The organism is Actinoplanes sp. NPDC051537 (assembly GCF_055586105.1).
Genome location: NZ_JBVJIU010000008.1, coordinates 137,423 through 154,643, shown reverse-complemented (window position 1 = coordinate 154,643; position 17,221 = coordinate 137,423). Strand labels below are relative to the sequence as shown.

Genomic DNA, 17,221 nt, shown 5'->3' with positions numbered 1-17,221 from the left:
TCAGCCTTCAGGAGAATGGGTAGAAGCGGATGACTTCGCCGCGATGGACGACCAGGATCTCCCGGAGCCCTGTGACCGGTTCGCGCTCCAGCGCACGTCTGATGTCCAGCATTGAACGACGGCAGTCGTCGAGGTTCAGGACGATACGGTCTGCCTGCTTTTCCTTGACCTTAGCGTTGATGTGTTTGCGGATAGTGGTGAGCTTGTCCGTCCGGGGCGCGTAACAGTCGAAGTACTTACCCTCGATGCGGTAATCCGGCTTCTTGTCGTACACGATCGGCGGAGGATTCTGCTCGACGTCATAGCCGTGCTGCGCCAGGATGTCGGCCGATTCGTTCTCCCTCGCGAGGGGCTTCTCGAGCGTCTTGCCAGACTCCGCCCCAGTGCGCCGACCGCGAGGAGTTCGGTTCGGGTCGGGTTTTCCGGACGGAACGGTGAACTTGCCGCTGCCACCTCCGCCTCCGCCACTTCCCCCACCTCGGCCGCCGCCACCCCCGCCTCGGCCTCCGCCGCCGCGGCCCCCGCCACGGTGGCGCCCGGCCCGGGCGTAGCGGCTCTCCCATTCGCCGAAGCCATCGCCGCCGAGGCGGCGGAACAGCTTGGTTATGGCGGCCAAAGCCTCAGAAAGCTGATCAGTCAACCCCCGCAATCGGCGCAAACTGTCGAGCAGACTGCGCAACCAGCGAGCAATGCGGTTTCCCCACGTGGCGCACAAGGCGGTGACCTGGGCGGCCACCACGGGGGTGGCCAGGCCGACGCTGAAGAGTTCCTCCAACGCGTAGTCGACCAGGCGGGACACGACCGTGGCGACGGCCTCGCGGACCATCATGCGGACGCCGGCTATGAGGCTTCCGGCCAGGTCGGTGGCTGAGGCCATCGCGTCGGCGGCGGTGGACAAAGCCGTCACGGCATGGTGCTGGTTGGTGGACCACTCGCGGTACGCGTCACCCGCCGTGCCCTGCCAGTCGGTGGTGTCCCAGTGGACGGCTCGGATCAGGTCGTCGGAATGCGTGCGCAGCGCCCCGGCTATGTTGCGCCACGTCTGGGCCTGGGCGGCGATCGCGGCCGGGTCGCCGGCCAGCCAGTCGAGCGCCTCGGACAGCGGCTTGACGTGCTCGAGCATCCAGGACACGCCGTACTGCACGAGCGTGCCGATCGGGTCGACGACCAGGGACAACACGTCGAGCCCGGCGGTCACGCCGCCGATCGAGGAGTCCATCCAGCTGCCGCTGCTGACCCCGGACGCGACCTGTTGAACGTCCTCGGCCAGGGACAGACCCGCCCACGTGCTGACCGGCGCATCGACGGTCGGTGCCAGTAGCGTGGTGGGGCTGGTCATGCCTCACACACGTCGGCGAAGGGCAGCCAGGTTCAGGCTTTGAAATTCACGTCGGCGGTGGTGACGACGCCGGCGTTGCGGCCGGGCGCCGACTGGAACTCCCAGTAGAGGTTCGTGTGGGCGATGACCTTGTCGGGGGTGGGAGCGCCGTACGCCGTCAGGTCTTCCGTGGTGTGCGCGTCGGCGACCAGCGTCGTGTCGTAGCCGCGGGTGAACGCCCCGTGGATCGTCGCCCGGACGCAGGCGTCGGACTGCGCGCCGGCGACATAGAGATGCCCGACCTGGCGATCGGCGAGCACGGACTCGAGATCGGTGGCCTCGAAGCTGTCGCCGTAGGTCTTGTGGACCACCGGCTCGCCGGCCGAGAGGGGCAGCTCGGGCACGATCTGCCAGCCCTCACTGTGCAACGTCATGCGCTGATCGCTGTGCTGCACCCAGACCACGGGCACGTCGGCGGCGCGCGCCTTGTCGACCAGCTCGGCGATGTTGGCGAGGATCGCGTCGCGGTCGTGGGCCTGGGCCACCACGTCACGCTGCACGTCAACCACGAGAAGGGCGGACTTGGGGCGGTTCTCCAGTGTCGTCATGGGGGAGACGCTAGACCGGGGGTACGACAATTTGGAGCGCCCGCGACTCCAGCGACTCGATCCGGGAAGCCTGTTCCTCGGTGATCACGTCGCACACCCAATCCCAATGCAGCGACACCAGGTCACCGGGGGAGATGCCGGCCAGAAGCGACCGCCCCTCGGCCGACCACGCGACGGATTCCGGCCGCGGCGACCCGGCGACGAGCGCCGACCCATCCCAAACCAGCGGCCGGGAGACCACCGTCGCCTGCTCACCCGAGACGGAGATGATTTTTCCCGTACGTATCCGGCACCGATCCAGCACCGAGACGGCCGTCGGATTGCCGGTCCGCCGCAGCATCGCCGCCCACGGATAGACCTCGAACACATGAAAGCTGTGGTGCGGAAGAGCCCGCGCCCCCGCGTTCTCCCAGGTCCCCCCGCGCTGCCCGGCAAACCGCGCCCGAAGAAATCCCGATAAATCCGAAAAATCGGGTGGCGGGATGCGGCCGTGGTCGGGCGCTGTGGCGTGGTCGGGCGCAGTGGTGTGGTCGGGCGCAGTGGTGTGGTCGGGCGCGGTGGCGTGGTCGGGCGCAGTGGCGTGGTCGGGCGCGGTGGCGCGGCCGCGACCCGCCGGATCGAGCAGCGCATTCCCGACCCAGTAAGCCTCCACCACGAGCGGATCGAGCGGATCAGCGAGCCCCCCACGAGCGGCGAGGTACTCCAAATACGCCCACGCCCCGTCGAACCCCGGCGCCCGAGCGGCGATCTCCGCGGCGAGGTCGGAACGCAGCAGATCGGACGCCCCCGCCGGCCCGCAGTACCCCAATTCGTTCGGCGGGTACGCGTACCGCGCAAACAACAACGCCCCGGCGTCCGACATCAGCAGATCCGCGGAAGCTGCTCACCGATCGGCATGTTCACCACCCGGGTCCCGCCCAGGGCCGTCCGCGCCACCACCATTCCCGGATGTTCCGCCACGCATTTTCCGATCACCCGTGCCCCCGCCCCGAGCGGATGCGCCCGCATCGCGTCGAGCACCGAAGTTGTCTCCGCCGCGGGCACGAAAGCGAGCAGTTTCCCCTCATTCGCCACCTGCAACGGATCAAGCCCGAGCAAACTGCAGGCGTCACTCACCGACGCCGGAATCGGCAAGGCCGTCTCGTCCAAGGACACACCGACCTTGCTCGTACGCGCGATCTCGTTCAGTGACGCCGACACCCCACCGCGCGTGGGATCGCGAAGCACGTGCACGTCCGCCCCCGTCGCCAACATGGCCGAAACCAGCCCGTGCAGCGGCGCCGTGTCGCTGACCACGGTCGTGTCGAACTCGAGCCCCTCCCGCACGCTCATCACGGCCACCCCGTGCACCCCGATGTCCCCCGAGATGATCACCGTGTCGCCCACCGCGGCCCGCGTCGGCCCGATCGTCACGCCCGACGCCACCACCCCGACGCCGGCCGTGTTCAGGAAGACCCCGTCCCCGCTCCGGTTGTCCACCACCTTCGTGTCGCCGGTGACGACCTGCACGCCCGCCGCCCGGGCCGCCGCGCCCACCGCCGTCGCGATCTTCCCGACCTCGGCGATGGGCACGCCCTCCTGGAGGATGAAGGCGATCGACAGATACAGCGGCGTGGCCCCCGACATGGCCAGGTCGTTGATCGTCCCGTTCACGGCCAGGTCCCCGATCGAGCCACCCGGGAAGAACATCGGCTTCACCACGTACGAGTCGGTCGAGAACGCGATCCGCCCGCCGGGAACGGGAAGCACCGCGCTGTCGCCGAGCGAGAACGACGGAGACCCGTACGCGGGAAGAAAGAGATGCTCGACCAACTCGCCGGACATCGCCCCGCCGCCGCCGTGCCCCATCACCACCTGCGGCGTGTCCCGCAGCGGCAGCGGGCAGGTCCAGCCCTCGAAGTCGATCATGACCAGCCCTCGGAATAGATCATGAAACGCGCACCAGGTCGAGACGACGGTAGGCGTAGTAGGCCGCGCAGGCGCCCTCCGACGACACCATCGTGGCGCCCAGCGGCGTACGCGGAGTGCATTGTTTGCCGAATGCCGGGCACTCGTGCGGTTTCAGCAGGCCCTGGAGCACCTCGCCGGAGTGGCACAGTGGCGACTCGGACGTGTGGATGTCGGTGACCGCGAACCGCTGCTCGGCGTCGAAGTCCCGATACCGCGCCGACAGCCGCCACCCGCTGCCCGGAATCTCGCCGATCCCGCGCCACGTCCGGTCCGTCACCTCGAAGACGTCCCGCAGCATCTCCATCGCCGCCGGATTGCCGTCGTCCCGCACCGCCCGCGGGTAGGCGTTCTCCACCTCGTGCCGTCCCGCCTCGAGCTGCACGACCGTCCGCCGGATGCCCTCGAGGATGTCGAGCGGCTCGAAGCCCGTCACCACGATGGGCACTTGATAACGAGAAGCGAGCGGCGGATACGAGCGCGTCCCCATCACGCTGCACACGTGCCCGGCGGCCAGAAACGCCTGCACCCGGCAGCGCGGCGACTCCATGATCGCGGCGATCGCCGGGGGCACGAGCACGTGCGAGACGAGCAGCGAGAAGTTCCGGACGCCCAGCCGTTTCGCCTGGTAGACGGTCATCGCGTTGGCCGGCGCGGTGGTCTCGAAGCCGATCCCGAAGAACACCACCTGCCGGTCCGGGTTCTCCCGCGCGATGGTCAGGGCGTCGAGCGGCGAGTAGACGACGCGTACGTCCCCGCCCTCGCTCTTCACCGTGAACAGGTCGCGCCCGCTGCCCGGCACGCGCAGCATGTCGCCGAACGAGCAGAAGATCACGCCGGGCTGGGCCGCGATCGCGAGCGCCTTGTCGATCATCTCGAGCGGCGTCACGCAGACCGGGCACCCCGGCCCGTGGATCATCTCCACCCCGTCCGGCAGCAACTGATCGATGCCGTGCCGGATGATCGAGTGAGTCTGCCCGCCGCAGACCTCCATCATCGCCCAGGGTTGGGTGGTGACGGCGTGGATCTGGTCGACCAACCGGCGAGCCAGGTCCGGGTTGCCGAACTCATCGAGGTACTTCACCGAACTCCTCCTCGAGGATGCCCATCTTCTCGAAGTTCACAAGGGTCTGCCGGGCCGACTCCTCGTCGAGGAGCTGGATGGCGAAGCCGACGTGCACGACCACGTACTCACCGGCCGTCGCGTCCGGCACGTACTGCAGACAAACGTTCTTGCGGACGCCGCCGAAGTCGACCTCGGCCATCGGCACGCCGTCGGCCTCGGCGATGCTGACGATGCGCCCGGGAACTGCCAGACACATGGAAACCTCCCTAAGACGACCCGATCACCAACTGGCCCAGCGCGATGCCGCCGTCATTGGGTGGCAGCAGGCGCGGCCGCAGCACGGTGAAGCCCTGTCTCTCCAGGTCACGAACGGCGATGGCGATCAGCAGCGCGTTCTGGAACACCCCGCCGCCGAGCGCCACCACGTCGAGCCCGGTCTGTTCCCGGGCTCGTTCGGCCAGCGCCACGATCAGCTCGGCCACCCCGGCGTGGAACCGGGCGGCGATCACCGGTGACGGCACTCCGCCGAGAACATCACGCGCGATCCGGCGGATCACCGGACCGGCGTCGGCGACATCCGGGCCGTCCTGACTCACGCACAATTCGAAGTTGTACGGGTCATCGAGTCCCGCGTTCGCCAGGCGCGCGTGGCCTTCCAGCACGATCGCGGCCTCCGCCTCGTACTCCACCGTGTGCCGCACCCCCGCCAGCGACGACACCGCGTCGAACAACCGCCCCATGCTCGACGTCGGCACACACCCGGCGCCGCTGCCGAACTGCCGGGCGAGCAACTCACGCTCGGCGGGCGGGCAGACCACCACGGCCGGGAGCTCCGGGTGCCAGGCCACGCCGGCCGCGTGCAGATGCGCGAGCGCCATCCGGTACGGGCGGAGCACGCTCGCATCACCGCCGGCCAGCGGGACGTACGCCAGCCGGGCCGCCCGCTGGTACGACTTGTAGTCGGCGATCAGCAGCTCGCCACCCCAGACCGCGCCGTCCGGGCCGTAGCCGGTCCCGTCGAACGCGATCCCGATGACCCGCTCGTCCGGCCCCAGCCCGTGCTCGGCCATCACCGAGGCGATGTGCGCGTGGTGATGCTGCACCCGCCGGACCGGCCGCCCGTCCGCGTGCCGCCGGGCCCAGTCGCTCGACCGGTAGCCCGGATGCAGATCGGCCACCACGACCTCGGGCCGCACTCCCGTGAGCTCCTCGAGGTGCCGCTCGGTGGCGGTCAGCGCGTCGATCGTGGACAGGTCGTCCATGTCGCCGACGTGCTGGCTCAGCCACGCGTACCGCCCGCTCGCCACCGCGCACGTGTTCTTGAGATCGGCCCCCGTCGCCAGGATCGGCCCGACCTCGAACGGCAGCGCGATCGGCAGCGGCGCGTACCCCCGCGACCGCCGCACCGGCAGCTCGGCCCCCGCGACGTACCGGCTCACCGAGTCATCGCACGGCACCCGGATCGCCCGGTCGTGCCGCAGCCAGGCGTCCACCATCGGCGCAAGCTTCTCCAGCGCCACGTCGTCGTCGGTGACGATCGGCTCGCCCGAGAGGTTGCCCGACGTCATGACCAGCGCGTCCGGCCCCGGCGGGTCGCCCGGCAGCCCGAAGAGCAGCAGGTGCAGCGGCGTATAGGGCAGCATCAGCCCGAGGTCAGGATTGTCCGGCGCGACCTCGTCGGCCACCCCGTAGTCGCCCCGCCGGGGAACCAGCACGATCGGCCGCCGAACGTCGGTGAGCAGCCTCTCGTCGTCCTCGGTGAGCGTCGCCAGCTCGCGCGCCGTCTCCACGCCGGCCACCATCACCGCGAACGGCTTCCCCCCGCGCCGCTTGCGCCGCCGCAGCTCGGCCACCGCGGCCGGATTCCGTGCGTCGCAGGCCAGGTGATATCCGCCGAGCCCTTTGACCGCCACAATCTTCCCGTCCCCCAGCAGCCGCCGAGCCGCCGCGACCGCCCAGCCCTGGCTCTGCTCACCCCCACGCGCCGCCGTGCTCCCGCTCTGCTCACCCCCACGCGCCGCGGTGCTCCCGCTCTGCTCACCCCCACGCGCCGCCGTCGGTGGCCGCAGCACCAGCTCAAGCGTCGGGCCGCACGACGGGCAGGCGATCGGCTGGGCGTGGAAGCGCCGGTCGTCCGGGTCCGCGTACTCCGCCGCGCAGGCTGGGCACATCGCGAACCCCGCCATCGTCGTCGCCGCCCGGTCGTACGGCAGCGCCGTGATGATGGTGAACCGCGGACCGCAGTTGGTGCACGTGATGAACGGATGCCGGTACCGCCGGTCGGCCGGGTCGCTCAGCTCGCGGCGGCAGTCGGCGCAGATCGCCACGTCCGGCGAGGCCAGGGTCCGCGCCGCCGGGCCGCCCCGGGACGACTCGATCGTGAAGCCCGTGCCCCCTTCCCACGGCAGCTCCTCCTCGGCGACGTCCAGAACCATGGCCAGCGGCGGCGCGTCGGTGCGGAGCCGGATCCCGTACTCGTGAACCGCCTCGGCCTCGCCCTCCACCTCGACCACCACGCCGTCCGCCGTGTTGGCGACCGACCCGGAGAGCGCCAGCGCCGACGCCGTCGCGTAGGCGAACGGCCGGAACCCGACGCCCTGCACGAGCCCCAGCACCGTGAACCGGCGCCGCACCCGCCGGGCCTGGCCGACCAGCTCGAGCCCGCTCATCGCCCGGGACGCCTCCCGCGCGTCGATCACCTCGACCGCGAAGCCGAGGTGGATGAGCACCCACGCACCCGGGTCCGGCGGCTCGTCGAGCATGCCGATGTTGACCTGACGCTTGGCGCCCTCGACGTCGACGAGCGCGAGCTGCCCCGCGAAGCCGTCGACGATCTCGACGACCTGCCCGGGTATGCCGAGGCACATCTCAGACACCCCCGAGCGGCTTGTCGGTCAGGATGCGGTCCAGCAGCGTGCGCACGGCCGCCATCGCGGCCGGGACGGCCGCCTCCACCCGGGGAGTCAGGCCGATCTCCTCGGTCACGGTGTCGATCCGGACCCCGATCACGTACGTCGGGGGGAGTTGACCGCCGAGACGCTCCACGTTGCCGAGCACCGCCCCCGGGCTCATCGCGTGCGCGTCGAAGCCGACCGGCTCGATGTCGCCCGGGCCGACCTCGAGCACCACCAGCTCGCCCGGCGTGCCCGTGCCCAGCGGCAGCGCGTCCACGATCAGCAGCCGCTCGACGTCGTAGAGGATGTCGTAGGCCAGGTGCACGCCGCGGATGCCGTAGTCGTAGAAGCGCACGCCGTCGGGCGGCGGGCCCTCGGCGGCCAGCCGCCGGATCACCTCGGGGCCGAAGCCGTCGTCGCCGAGGAACAGGTTGCCGATGCCGGCTACCAGGATCTTCACATCGAGCGAATCTTGAGGTAGCGCTGGATGTCGGGCAGCGAATCGACCAGCAGCGTGGCGGCGTAGGCGGCGGCCGCCGCGGCCGCGATCGTGGTCAGGGCGCCGATGAGTTTCAGCATGCCTCCCCCTCGGTGATGGGTTCGAGCTCGTCGGGTGCGAAGTAGAAATAGCGGCCGTACCAGTCGTGCAGATCGGACGCCGGATCGTCGACCAGGACCAGGGCCACGTGCGTGCCGCCGTCCACATCGGAGACGACCGTGGTCACCCGGGCCAGTTGGCCGGCGAAGAACAGGTCCTGCGCGTCGGCCCGGCGGTTCGGGTGGACCCGCACGAGGCTGCCCTTGCCGACCCGGACCCCGGCGATCAGCACGGAGTCGGGCCCCGGCTCGTCGGCGGCCGGATCCCACCAGGGCGTGTCGTCGAGCCGGGTGCCGTGCAGGCTCTGCAGCTCGGCCGGGGACAGCGCGTCGCAGCGGTCGACGATCGTGCGGGCGCGCGGGTCGGTCGCACGGGCCTCGGCCTTCTCGTCGTCGGTCATCGTCATGACCCGCAGCGTGAGGATCTCGTCGATCTCGGTGGCGTCGAACAACGAGCCTGGGCTCTGCCCGGCGACGGCCGGGTGGTCGTACAGGATGATCGGCGCTCCCAGCAGCAACGTGTCGGAACCGGCCAGCACCGGCCAGCAGCGTTCCTGCTCGCAGCGTGCGGCGGCCTCGGCGGCCTCGGGCGGCGGATCCTGCATGGAGACGAAGGCCGCGTCACGCGCCTCGACCAGCAGATGCGCCCCGAGCAATGAGTGCCGGATCGCTTCGTCCTTGCTGGTGACGGGTTCCGGGTGCTCGTTGACCACGCGGATCGTGAGGCGCGTGTATCCGTCCGCCTCGGCGCTCTCGACGGTGACCCGTGCCGTCAGCGCCCACCGCCTGCGCACGATGGGTGGTTCCTCGTCCGTCGCCGCCGGGATGAAAACCGGAAAGTCTGACTTGTCGCCCAGGCTCGCCTCGAACGACACCTCGTGCTCGACGGCTTCGTCCCAGCTCAGCAGCGTCTCCCCGGCCAGTTCCCGGGACCCGACCGGCTGCCCGTCGACGTCGTGCACCTGGCGGGACTGCAATTGCAGGAACCGGACGTGAATGGTGACGCTTCCCGGGCGTACGGACGGAATCAGCAGACACCGCATCACCATGCTCGGGGATTCCGCGAAGGCCGGCGAGGTCGCCGCAGGCGGACCGAGCACGCCGAACTGCCACCGCGACCGATTCTTCGCCGCGCTCGCCCGATAGGGATAGAGCAGGTATCCCTCGTAGAGCACGGCATCGGCGACCGCCCGGGCCGCCTCGACGCTCACGGCGCCGTCCGTTTCGCGGCCTCGAGCAGCCGCTGCATGGTCTCGTCCCAGCTGATCAGGTCGTGCCGCGCCCGGAACGCCGCGAGATCGTCGAGCACGTCCGAGCTGACGCGCAGCCAGCCCGAGTTCGGGAAGAAGGCGTCGATCATGTCGCGCCACACCGACACCGGCAGCGAGTAGCGCGCCTCGCACGCCCACGGCACCTGCTCGACCTCGAAGCCGCCATCGCCCTTGGTGAAAATCGTGCCCGAGAAGAGCAGGTTGAGCGGTACCTCGCCACCGTTCAACGCGTGCAGGTAGCGGGTGCCGATCACTTCGAGGTCGTACGTGCAGGGCAGCGCCAGCTCGGCCTCGGTCGACCCGCTGAAGCCCTGCACGGTCGTGTTCGCCTGCATCCACTGGAACGACTTGAGCGTGTCACCCCACCGGGCCCGCTCCCCGAACAGCCCCCGCAGCGCCTCTTCCTCACCCACGTCGTACCGCCGCCGCTGCGGCTCGATCCGAACCTGACTGCGCAGCGCGATCGCGTGCACCCGCCGTCCGGTGGTCTCCTCGATCCGCAGCCGACAGGTGAGCTGCGGGGATGCGGCGTAGGTCTCGGCCAGGACATCCAGGATGGTGAAGGTGTACGCGCTCACGACGCCCTCGCCCGGACCCGCTCGAAGAACTCGGTTACGGCCGCGTGCGCCTGTTGGCCCCCGTCGAAGCCCCGCCAGAGTGTGCGGAGGCGCCCGATCAGCTCGTAGCAGGCATCGATGGGTACGACGTACGCCGCTTGCCCGCGCTTGATCAGTAGGGCCTCGACGTCGGGTTGTAGCTCGATGCGGCTGCCTGTGGATTCGCGCGCGGAATTGTCGTAGGCGGGTGGTTTGCTGGGCCCCGCCCACGACGGGGTGGGGCCGGCCGGCCCCGTTGAGTCCGCCGCGCCGGCAAACCGCAGCTCGATCCGCCCGCCTGTGGATGGCCGCTCGGAATTGTCATGGGTGGGCGCTTCAGTGGTGCCCACCCAGAACAGGGCGGGGGAGGCGGCGGCGGGGGCGGATGAAACGTCCAATTCAGACTCGGTCGCGCCCGCCGGCCCCGGATACAACACGACCATCCGCCCGAGCGCCGAATTGAAGAACAGGAATGCCAACCCGACCGGGATCTGCAACTCCTCCCACGCCCGCTCGTCGAACACCGAGCCGGCCGCCGCGTAGCGGTCCGGGACGGCCCGGTACCGCTGGTGCGCCCCCGAGTCCGTGAAGAGCAGGTAACAGGGCCGGCAAGCGCACAACAGCTGCCGGCTCTGCAGGTCGACCACGTGCCCGTGGGCCGGGTCGATCTCTACCGTGCACATCTCGCAGCGTTCGACGGCGGCCTTCGGGGGCTGCCGGACGACGCGGCGCAGGGTGGCGAGGACGTCGTCGGTCATGGCGTCGGCCGGGTGAACAGCGCCGAGACGGGGATCAGGGGCTTGGGGGCCTCGATCTCGATGGCGGTGATCTCGGGGGCGACGGCCTCGATCATTTGCTCGAGGCCGTGCGGGCGGCGGCCCCGCAGGCGGCACACGCCGCCGGCGGTGACCTCGATCAGCTCGACGCCGGTGCCCTTCAGCGCCAGGCCGATCCGGGTCGGTGCGTCGTGCGGGTGCAGGCCGTGCACCAGCAGCAGGCCGGCGACCAGGTCATCGGCGGCCAGCGCGTCGAGCGCCTCGTCGGACAGCGCGCCGTGGTCGTGGAGCAGCGTGAGCATCCGTTCGAGGCCGGCGCCGTAGAGGTCGGCCACGGTGCGTACGAGCTCGACGCCGTCGGGGCCGGCGGTCGGGAGCAGGGTGTCGATGCGGGCGGCGTACTCCCGCCAGTCGGTGCCGGCCACTCACTGCGCTCCGGCGGACTGCGTGGGGCTGTGCAGCAGCTCGAGCTTCTTGCCGCCGCCGAGGTACATGTGCACGCCGCACGGCAGGCACGGGTCGAAGCTGCGCACCGTACGCATGATGTCGATGCCCTTGAAGTGCTCCCGGTCGTTCTCCTCGAAGATCGGCTGACCCTGGACGGCGTCCTCGTACGGCCCGGGGGTGCCGTAGCTGTCGCGCGGGTTCGCGTTCCACGGCGTCGGCGGGTACGGGTGATAGTTCGCGATCTTCCCGTCCCGGATCACCATGTGATGCGACAGCACGCCCCGCACCGCCTCGGTGAAGCCGCAACCGATGCCCTCGTCCGGCACCTCGAACGGCTCCCACGTCTTGGTGCGCCCGGCCCGGATCTCGGCCAGCGCCTTCTCCGCGAAGTGCAGGGCGCAGCCGGCCGCGTACGCCTGGAAGTAGGTCCTCGCCCTGTTCCGCTCGATCGTGTTGCTCCAGCGCGGGATCTTCCACTCGAACTCGACCGGCCCCTTCAGGGCCGTCTTCGGCAGGTTGATCTTCACCGAGGACCCGGTCGCCTGCACGTACCCGATGTCGACCAGGCCGGCCAGCGCGGTCGTCCAGAGCCGGGCGAGCGGGCCGCCGCCGGTGTCGAGCGCGAGGTAGTCCTTCCCGTCGTACCAGCGCGGCGACATCACCCAGCTGTACTTGCCGTCGAGGTCGCGCTTCTGCGGGCGCGGGTTGGTGTGCTGGTTCCACGGGTGCCGGCGGTCGACCGGGTTGCCCAGGGGATCCCGCGACACGAACATCTCCTGGTCGGTCCAGTCCTCGTAGTAGGAGGAGCCGAGCAGGATGCGGATGCCCAGGTTGATCTCGACCAGGTCGGTGGTGATCAGGTTGCCGTCGACCACGATGCCGGGGGTCACGTACATCTTGCGACCCCAGTCGGTCATGTCCGCGTACTTGAAGTTGCAGGAGTCGGGATCCTGGAAGGAGCCCCAGCAGCCGAGCAGGATGCGCCGGTTGCCGACCTGCTCGTAGCCGGGCAGCGCCTCGTAGAAGAAGTCGAACAGGTCGTCGTGCATCGGGACGACCTTCTTCATGAACTCGACGTAGCGCATGAGCCGGGTCAGATAGTCGGTCATCAGCTGGATCGTGGCGACCGTGCCGACGCCGCCCGGGTAGAGCGTCGACGGGTGGACGTGCCGGCCCTCCATGAGGCAGAACATCTCCCGCGTCATGCGGCTGACCTGCAGCGCCTCGCGGTAGAACTCGCCGGTGAACGGGTTGAGCGAGCGCATGATGTCGCCGATGGTGCGGTAGCCGTGCGTGCCGGCGTGCGGGGCCTCGGTGCGGTTGGCCTGCTCGAGCACGCCCGGGTTGGTCTCGGCGACCATCTTCTCGCAGTAGTCCACCCCGACCAGGTTCTCCTGGAAGATGTTGTGGTCGAACATGTACTCGGCGGCCTCGCCCAGGTTCACGATCCATTCGCCCAGATGCGGGGGCTTCACGCCGTACGCCATGTTCTGCGCATAGCAGGAGCAGGTGGCGTGGTTGTCGCCGCAGATGCCGCAGATGCGACTCGTGATGAAGTGGGCGTCCCGCGGGTCCTTGCCCTTCATGAAGATGGAGTAGCCGCGGAAGATCGAGCTGGTGCTCTTGCACTCGGCCACGGTCTTGTTGGCGAAGTCAATCTTGGTGTAGATGCCGAGGCTGCCGACGATGCGCGTAATCGGATCCCAGGACATTTCCACTAATTCGGTCATGTCCTAACCTTTCGGTGCCGCCACTTGGGCTCCTGGTCCAGGGTGTGCGTGGTGATCTTGCGCAGCCGGGTGATGGTGGCGCCGTACCAGCCGACGGCCGTGGTCGACAGGCGGCCGCCGGGCGGCTCGTCCATGAACGGCATGAACTTGTCGGGGAAGCCGGGCATCGTGCAGCCGATGCAGATGCCGCCCACGTTCGGGCAGCCGCCGACGCCGTTGAGCCAGCCGCGCTTGGGCACGTTGCACTTCACGACCGGTCCCCAGCAGCCCAGCTTCACGATGCACTTGGGCGAGCCGTACTCGGTCGCGAAGTCGGCCTGCTCGTAGTAGCCGGCGCGGTCGCAGCCCTCGTGCACGGTCATGCCGAACAGCCAGGACGGGCGGAGCGCGTCGTCGAGCGGGATCATCGGCGCCTGACCGGTGGCCTGATAGAGCAGGTAGGTCAGCGTCTCGGAGAGGTTGTCCGGCTGGATCGGGCAGCCGGGCACACACACGATCGGGATGCCGGCCTTCGACTTCCACTGCCAACCCAGATAATCGGGTACGCCCATGGCGCCCGTCGGGTTGCCGGCCATCGCGTGGATTCCGCCGTACGTCGCGCAGGTGCCGACCGCCACGATGGCGGTGGCCTTGGGCGCGAGCCGGTCGAGCCACTCACTCGTCGTGATCGGCTGGCCGGTCGACGGGTCGTTGCCGAACCCCGACCAGTAGCCCTCGGCGTGCAGCGACTCGTCCGGGATCGAGCCCTCGACGACCAGAACGAACGGTTCGAGCTCATCGCGGTCGGCCTTGAAGAACCACGAGAGGAAATCGTCGGCGCCGCCGGCCGGCCCGCACTCGAAATCGATGAGCGGCCAGTGCACGGCGATGCGGGGCAGACCGGGAAGAGCGCCGAGGGCGATCTCCTCGACGCTCGGCTGAGTGGCCGCGGTCAGCGCGACCGAGTCTCCGTCGCAGCTCAGGCCCGCATTGATCCACAAGACATGGATGAGGGGATCGTCTGGCATGGAAGACCCGTCTCTCCGGGGTCGTCCCTGACCCCTGGCGGCACTGGGGTCGACGCTCGGCCCGTACGTGTGAGGCAGGTAACACCTTAGCCCTGCGGCGTGTGACAATGTCAATCCGTTCCGTAGATCACCACCTATCCGGGGCATGGGTCATGCACGAGCTGTCGATAGCCGAGAGCATCGTGGACGCGGTGTGCGAGAAAGCCGCGGGCCGCCGGGTGCACCGCGTCACTGTCCGTATTGGAGCATTGACGGCGGTGGTGCCGGCGGCCATGCGATTCTGCTTCGACCTGGCCGTCGAGGGCACGGTCGCGGACGGCGCCCGGCTCGAGATCGAGGAGCGGTCCGGCGCGGGTCGGTGCCGGGTCTGCGGCGAGGTGGTGGAGTTGCCCGACCTGATTCTGCTCTGCCCGTGCGGCAGCGCCGACCTCGACGTCACGTCCGGGCGCGAGTTGCAGATCGTCTCGATGGAGGTGGGCTGAGATGTGCGCGACCTGCGGGTGCGGACATACCCACGGGCATGAGCACGAGGAGATCACCCTCGAGCAGAAGGTGCTCGCGAAGAACGACCTCATCGCCGCCGCGAACCGGGAGCTCCTCGCGGAAATGGGGATCACGGCGATCAACCTGATGAGCTCGCCGGGATCGGGCAAGACCACGCTGCTCGAGCGCACGATCCGCGAGCTGCCCGGCCCGGTCGCGGTCGTCGAGGGCGATCAGGAGACGCGGTTGGACGCCGAGCGGATCCGCCGCACCGGCTGCCCGGTGGTGCAGGTCAACACGGGGGCCGGCTGCCATCTCGACGCGGCCATGTTGCGCGACGCCGTGGAGCACTTGACGCCCGAGCGGAACTCCCTGCTCTTCGTGGAGAACGTGGGGAACCTGGTCTGCCCGGCGTTGTTCGACTTGGGGGAACGGGGGAGGGTCGTGGTCATCTCGGTGACCGAGGGCACCGACAAACCACTGAAGTATCCATACATGTTCGCTGCTGCCGATCTGGTGGTGGTCAATAAGGTCGATCTGATGCCGTACGTGGACTTCGATCTCGCCGCCTGCCGGGAACACGTGGCTTCGGTGAACCCGAAGGCGGAGCTGGTGTCGTTGTCGGCGACCCGCGGGGACAACATGGACGCCTGGCTCGACTGGTTGCGCGCTAGTTGACGCTGGGTTCCGCGTGCCGCTGCCACACCTGGCACAGGTCGGCGCCCGCGCTCGTGCGCAGCACCCGCAGCACCCGGTCGGCGCGCAGGAAGCTCGTGATCTCCGCGGTCACGTCGTTCAGCGTCGCGAGCGGGGTGACCACCACCGGCAGCCGGCCGGCGTCGAGCAGGCGCTCCGCCGCGGCCGCGTCGCGCAGCAGGTCGTGATGGCGGTGGCGCACCCGCATCGGCACGACCTCCTGCCGGGGCAGCCGGACGCGCAGCTCGGCGACCATCGCGTGCTGCACCGACCGGGCGCTCGACCCGAAGACCACCAGGAGCGCGTCGTCGACGGCGAGGCGGGCCAGCCGGGCCACCACCATCTCGGGGTGCCAGGCGGCGTCGCTCTCCCGGACCGCGGCCACCGTGACCGTCTGCCGCGCCTGTTCGGCCCACCAGCCCGCCTCGGGCTCGCGGACCACCATCGGAACGTGCGGTGCACGGTGGGAGCGGCTGCCCCAGGAGCACTCCATGGGCGCCGCGGTGAGCGCTCTTCGCGTCGAGAGTCGTTGCCAGAGCAAGGCAGTCCCACCTCTTGAGTCGTCGGGGGCCGTCGCGGCGGGGGTCACACCGCGTAGCCGGTTGTATCCGGCGTGGTGACCAGGCTGCCCGACGTGGGGGAGTCGCACCAGACCCGCTTCTGTCCACCCAGTTGTGGAGCGAAGGACTTTCCCGCCGGACGAGAGAAACGCCAGGTCAGCGGCCCGACCGGACAGTTGTGTCCGGTGTCGTCGCGCCGGGCTCGCGGTACCCGCCGCTACTGGGCGATGGCATGGGACTAGGTGCTCAGCGGGTGGCGACCCGCAGCGTGAAGCCGCGGAGAGTGCGGATCAGGGGCGCGTAGCCGGGCGTCTCGGCCGCCGCGCTGGCCGGCGCCTCCATGAACGGCATGAACTTGTCCGGGAAGCCGGGCATCGTGCAGGCGATGCAGATGCCGCCCACGTTCGGGCAGCCGCCCACGCCGTTGATCCAGCCGCGCTTGGCCACGTTGCACCGCACGACCTGACCCCAGCAGCCGACCTTCACCAGGCAGTTGGTCGAGCCGTACCCGGTCGCGAAGTCGCTCTGGTCGTAATAGGACGCCCGGTCGCACCCCGCGTGCACGGTCGACTCGAACAGCCACTTCGGCCGCAGCGACTCGTCCAGCGCGATTTCCGGCGCCTGCCCCGACATCTGGTAGAGCAGTTGCAGGATCGTCTCGGCGAGATTGTCCGGTTGCGTGGGGCAGCCCGGCACGCAGACGATCGGCAGTCCCGCCTTCGACCGCCAGTCCCAGCCCAGGTAGTCGGGCACGCCCATGGCGCCGGTCGGGTTCCCGGCCATCGCGTGCACCCCGCCGTACGCCGCGCAGGTGCCCACCGCCATCACCGCGGTGGCCTTGGGCGCGAGCCGGTCCAGCCACTCGCCGGCCGAGATCGGCTGCCCGGTCTCCGGGTCGTTGCCGAACCCGGACCAGTAGCCCTCGGCCTTGTTCGTCTCGTCCGGCACCGAGCCCTCGACGATCAGGATGAACGGCTCGAGCTCGCCCCGGTCGGCCCGGTGCCACCACTCGATGAAGCTGCCCGAACCCTGGTCGGGGCCGCTGTCGAAGTCGAAGTAGGGCCAGTGCATCGCGATCGGCGGCAGGCCCGGCAGGGCCCCCGCGACGATCTCCTCGATGCTGGGCTGAGTCGCGGCGGTCAGCGCCACCGACTCTCCGTCGCAGCTCAGGCCGCCGTTCATCCACAGGATGTGCAGGACCGGCTCCATCGCGCGCACTCTATGC

The 17,221-nt window shown here is 69.7% G+C and carries 19 protein-coding genes; 2 read left to right on the top strand and 17 right to left on the bottom strand.

Annotation, left to right across the window (positions count from 1 at the left end):
* Window positions 1-7: 7 nt before the first annotated feature.
* From ACZ6TB_RS20995 to ACZ6TB_RS20925, 15 genes are read right to left on the bottom strand one after another with little or no spacing between them, the layout of a single operon-like run.
* Window positions 8-1,339, bottom strand: coding sequence for a CdiA C-terminal domain-containing protein (locus ACZ6TB_RS20995; RefSeq protein ID WP_465556214.1), 1,332 nt, complete (start codon window positions 1,337-1,339; stop codon window positions 8-10).
* Between the two features lie 32 nt (window positions 1,340-1,371).
* Entirely contained in the window at window positions 1,372-1,926 is a 555-nt protein-coding gene (locus tag ACZ6TB_RS20990; RefSeq protein ID WP_465556213.1) for an isochorismatase family protein, read from the bottom strand.
* Window positions 1,927-1,936: 10 nt separating this feature from the next.
* Window positions 1,937-2,788: a DUF6390 family protein gene (locus tag ACZ6TB_RS20985; protein ID WP_465556212.1), complete on the bottom strand. Its 852-nt coding sequence runs from the start codon at window positions 2,786-2,788 to the stop codon at window positions 1,937-1,939.
* Window positions 2,788-3,834, bottom strand: coding sequence for a hydrogenase expression/formation protein HypE (hypE, locus tag ACZ6TB_RS20980; RefSeq protein ID WP_465556211.1), 1,047 nt, complete (start codon window positions 3,832-3,834; stop codon window positions 2,788-2,790). Before hypE ends, ACZ6TB_RS20985 begins: the two co-directional genes overlap by 1 nt.
* Window positions 3,835-3,853: 19 nt before the next feature.
* Window positions 3,854-4,957: a hydrogenase formation protein HypD gene (gene hypD / locus ACZ6TB_RS20975; protein WP_465556210.1), complete on the bottom strand. Its 1,104-nt coding sequence runs from the start codon at window positions 4,955-4,957 to the stop codon at window positions 3,854-3,856.
* Window positions 4,941-5,195: a HypC/HybG/HupF family hydrogenase formation chaperone gene (locus ACZ6TB_RS20970; protein WP_465556209.1), complete on the bottom strand. Its 255-nt coding sequence runs from the start codon at window positions 5,193-5,195 to the stop codon at window positions 4,941-4,943. The genes hypD and ACZ6TB_RS20970 overlap by 17 nt, the downstream gene beginning before the upstream one ends.
* Before the next feature lie 10 nt (window positions 5,196-5,205).
* On the bottom strand, window positions 5,206-7,806 hold the full coding sequence (hypF, locus tag ACZ6TB_RS20965; RefSeq protein ID WP_465556208.1) for a carbamoyltransferase HypF: 2,601 nt from the start codon (window positions 7,804-7,806) through the stop codon (window positions 5,206-5,208).
* A 1-nt stretch (window position 7,807) separates the two neighbouring features.
* Window positions 7,808-8,293 (bottom strand): hydrogenase maturation protease, encoded by a 486-nt coding sequence (locus ACZ6TB_RS20960; protein ID WP_465556207.1) that lies wholly within the window; start codon window positions 8,291-8,293, stop codon window positions 7,808-7,810.
* On the bottom strand, window positions 8,290-8,412 hold the full coding sequence (locus ACZ6TB_RS20955; protein ID WP_465556206.1) for a DUF6893 family small protein: 123 nt from the start codon (window positions 8,410-8,412) through the stop codon (window positions 8,290-8,292). Before ACZ6TB_RS20955 ends, ACZ6TB_RS20960 begins: the two co-directional genes overlap by 4 nt.
* Window positions 8,406-9,641 (bottom strand): hypothetical protein, encoded by a 1,236-nt coding sequence (locus tag ACZ6TB_RS20950; protein ID WP_465556205.1) that lies wholly within the window; start codon window positions 9,639-9,641, stop codon window positions 8,406-8,408. Before ACZ6TB_RS20950 ends, ACZ6TB_RS20955 begins: the two co-directional genes overlap by 7 nt.
* Complete coding sequence (locus ACZ6TB_RS20945) at window positions 9,638-10,279, bottom strand: DUF6084 family protein (protein ID WP_465556204.1); 642 nt, start codon at window positions 10,277-10,279, stop codon at window positions 9,638-9,640. Before ACZ6TB_RS20945 ends, ACZ6TB_RS20950 begins: the two co-directional genes overlap by 4 nt.
* Window positions 10,276-11,055, bottom strand: a complete 780-nt coding sequence (locus tag ACZ6TB_RS20940) for a DUF5947 family protein (protein ID WP_465556203.1) — start codon at window positions 11,053-11,055, stop codon at window positions 10,276-10,278. Before ACZ6TB_RS20940 ends, ACZ6TB_RS20945 begins: the two co-directional genes overlap by 4 nt.
* Window positions 11,052-11,498, bottom strand: coding sequence for a hypothetical protein (locus ACZ6TB_RS20935; RefSeq protein WP_465556202.1), 447 nt, complete (start codon window positions 11,496-11,498; stop codon window positions 11,052-11,054). The genes ACZ6TB_RS20940 and ACZ6TB_RS20935 overlap by 4 nt, the downstream gene beginning before the upstream one ends.
* A complete protein-coding gene (locus ACZ6TB_RS20930; RefSeq protein ID WP_465556201.1) occupies window positions 11,499-13,250 on the bottom strand; it encodes a nickel-dependent hydrogenase large subunit in 1,752 nt (583 codons plus the stop codon).
* Complete coding sequence (locus tag ACZ6TB_RS20925; RefSeq protein WP_465556200.1) at window positions 13,247-14,257, bottom strand: NADH-quinone oxidoreductase subunit B family protein; 1,011 nt, start codon at window positions 14,255-14,257, stop codon at window positions 13,247-13,249. The genes ACZ6TB_RS20930 and ACZ6TB_RS20925 overlap by 4 nt, the downstream gene beginning before the upstream one ends.
* A gap of 152 nt (window positions 14,258-14,409) precedes the next feature.
* On the opposite strand from ACZ6TB_RS20925, the gene hypA reads away from it, so the two are divergent.
* The gene (gene hypA, locus ACZ6TB_RS20920) at window positions 14,410-14,739 is read left to right on the top strand and encodes a hydrogenase maturation nickel metallochaperone HypA (protein WP_465556199.1); all 330 of its coding nucleotides are present in this window, start codon (window positions 14,410-14,412) and stop codon (window positions 14,737-14,739) included.
* 1 nt (window position 14,740) lies between these two features.
* Complete coding sequence (hypB, locus tag ACZ6TB_RS20915; RefSeq protein WP_465556198.1) at window positions 14,741-15,418, top strand: hydrogenase nickel incorporation protein HypB; 678 nt, start codon at window positions 14,741-14,743, stop codon at window positions 15,416-15,418.
* On the opposite strand, the gene ACZ6TB_RS20910 is transcribed toward hypB, so the two are convergent.
* Window positions 15,411-15,881 carry a hypothetical protein gene (locus tag ACZ6TB_RS20910; RefSeq protein WP_465556197.1) on the bottom strand — a complete coding sequence of 157 codons (471 nt, stop codon included), beginning with the start codon at window positions 15,879-15,881 and terminating at the stop codon, window positions 15,411-15,413. The genes hypB and ACZ6TB_RS20910 overlap by 8 nt on opposite strands.
* Window positions 15,882-16,242: 361 nt before the next feature.
* Window positions 16,243-17,205, bottom strand: a complete 963-nt coding sequence (locus tag ACZ6TB_RS20905; protein ID WP_465556196.1) for an NADH-quinone oxidoreductase subunit B family protein — start codon at window positions 17,203-17,205, stop codon at window positions 16,243-16,245.
* Window positions 17,206-17,221: the final 16 nt, after the last annotated feature.

Coding starts and splice junctions, on each gene's coding strand:
- ACZ6TB_RS20995 (WP_465556214.1), bottom strand. CDS start 1,339: ATGACCAGCCCCACCACGCTACTGGCACCGACCGTCGATGCGCCGGTC.
- ACZ6TB_RS20990 (WP_465556213.1), bottom strand. CDS start 1,926: ATGACGACACTGGAGAACCGCCCCAAGTCCGCCCTTCTCGTGGTTGAC.
- ACZ6TB_RS20985 (WP_465556212.1), bottom strand. CDS start 2,788: ATGTCGGACGCCGGGGCGTTGTTGTTTGCGCGGTACGCGTACCCGCCG.
- hypE (WP_465556211.1), bottom strand. CDS start 3,834: ATGATCGACTTCGAGGGCTGGACCTGCCCGCTGCCGCTGCGGGACACG.
- ACZ6TB_RS20970 (WP_465556209.1), bottom strand. CDS start 5,195: ATGTGTCTGGCAGTTCCCGGGCGCATCGTCAGCATCGCCGAGGCCGAC.
- hypF (WP_465556208.1), bottom strand. CDS start 7,806: ATGTGCCTCGGCATACCCGGGCAGGTCGTCGAGATCGTCGACGGCTTC.
- ACZ6TB_RS20955 (WP_465556206.1), bottom strand. CDS start 8,412: ATGCTGAAACTCATCGGCGCCCTGACCACGATCGCGGCCGCGGCGGCC.
- ACZ6TB_RS20940 (WP_465556203.1), bottom strand. CDS start 11,055: ATGACCGACGACGTCCTCGCCACCCTGCGCCGCGTCGTCCGGCAGCCC.
- ACZ6TB_RS20930 (WP_465556201.1), bottom strand. CDS start 13,250: ATGACCGAATTAGTGGAAATGTCCTGGGATCCGATTACGCGCATCGTC.
- ACZ6TB_RS20925 (WP_465556200.1), bottom strand. CDS start 14,257: ATGCCAGACGATCCCCTCATCCATGTCTTGTGGATCAATGCGGGCCTG.
- hypA (WP_465556199.1), top strand. CDS start 14,410: ATGCACGAGCTGTCGATAGCCGAGAGCATCGTGGACGCGGTGTGCGAG.
- hypB (WP_465556198.1), top strand. CDS start 14,741: ATGTGCGCGACCTGCGGGTGCGGACATACCCACGGGCATGAGCACGAG.
- ACZ6TB_RS20910 (WP_465556197.1), bottom strand. CDS start 15,881: ATGGTGGTCCGCGAGCCCGAGGCGGGCTGGTGGGCCGAACAGGCGCGG.
- ACZ6TB_RS20905 (WP_465556196.1), bottom strand. CDS start 17,205: ATGGAGCCGGTCCTGCACATCCTGTGGATGAACGGCGGCCTGAGCTGC.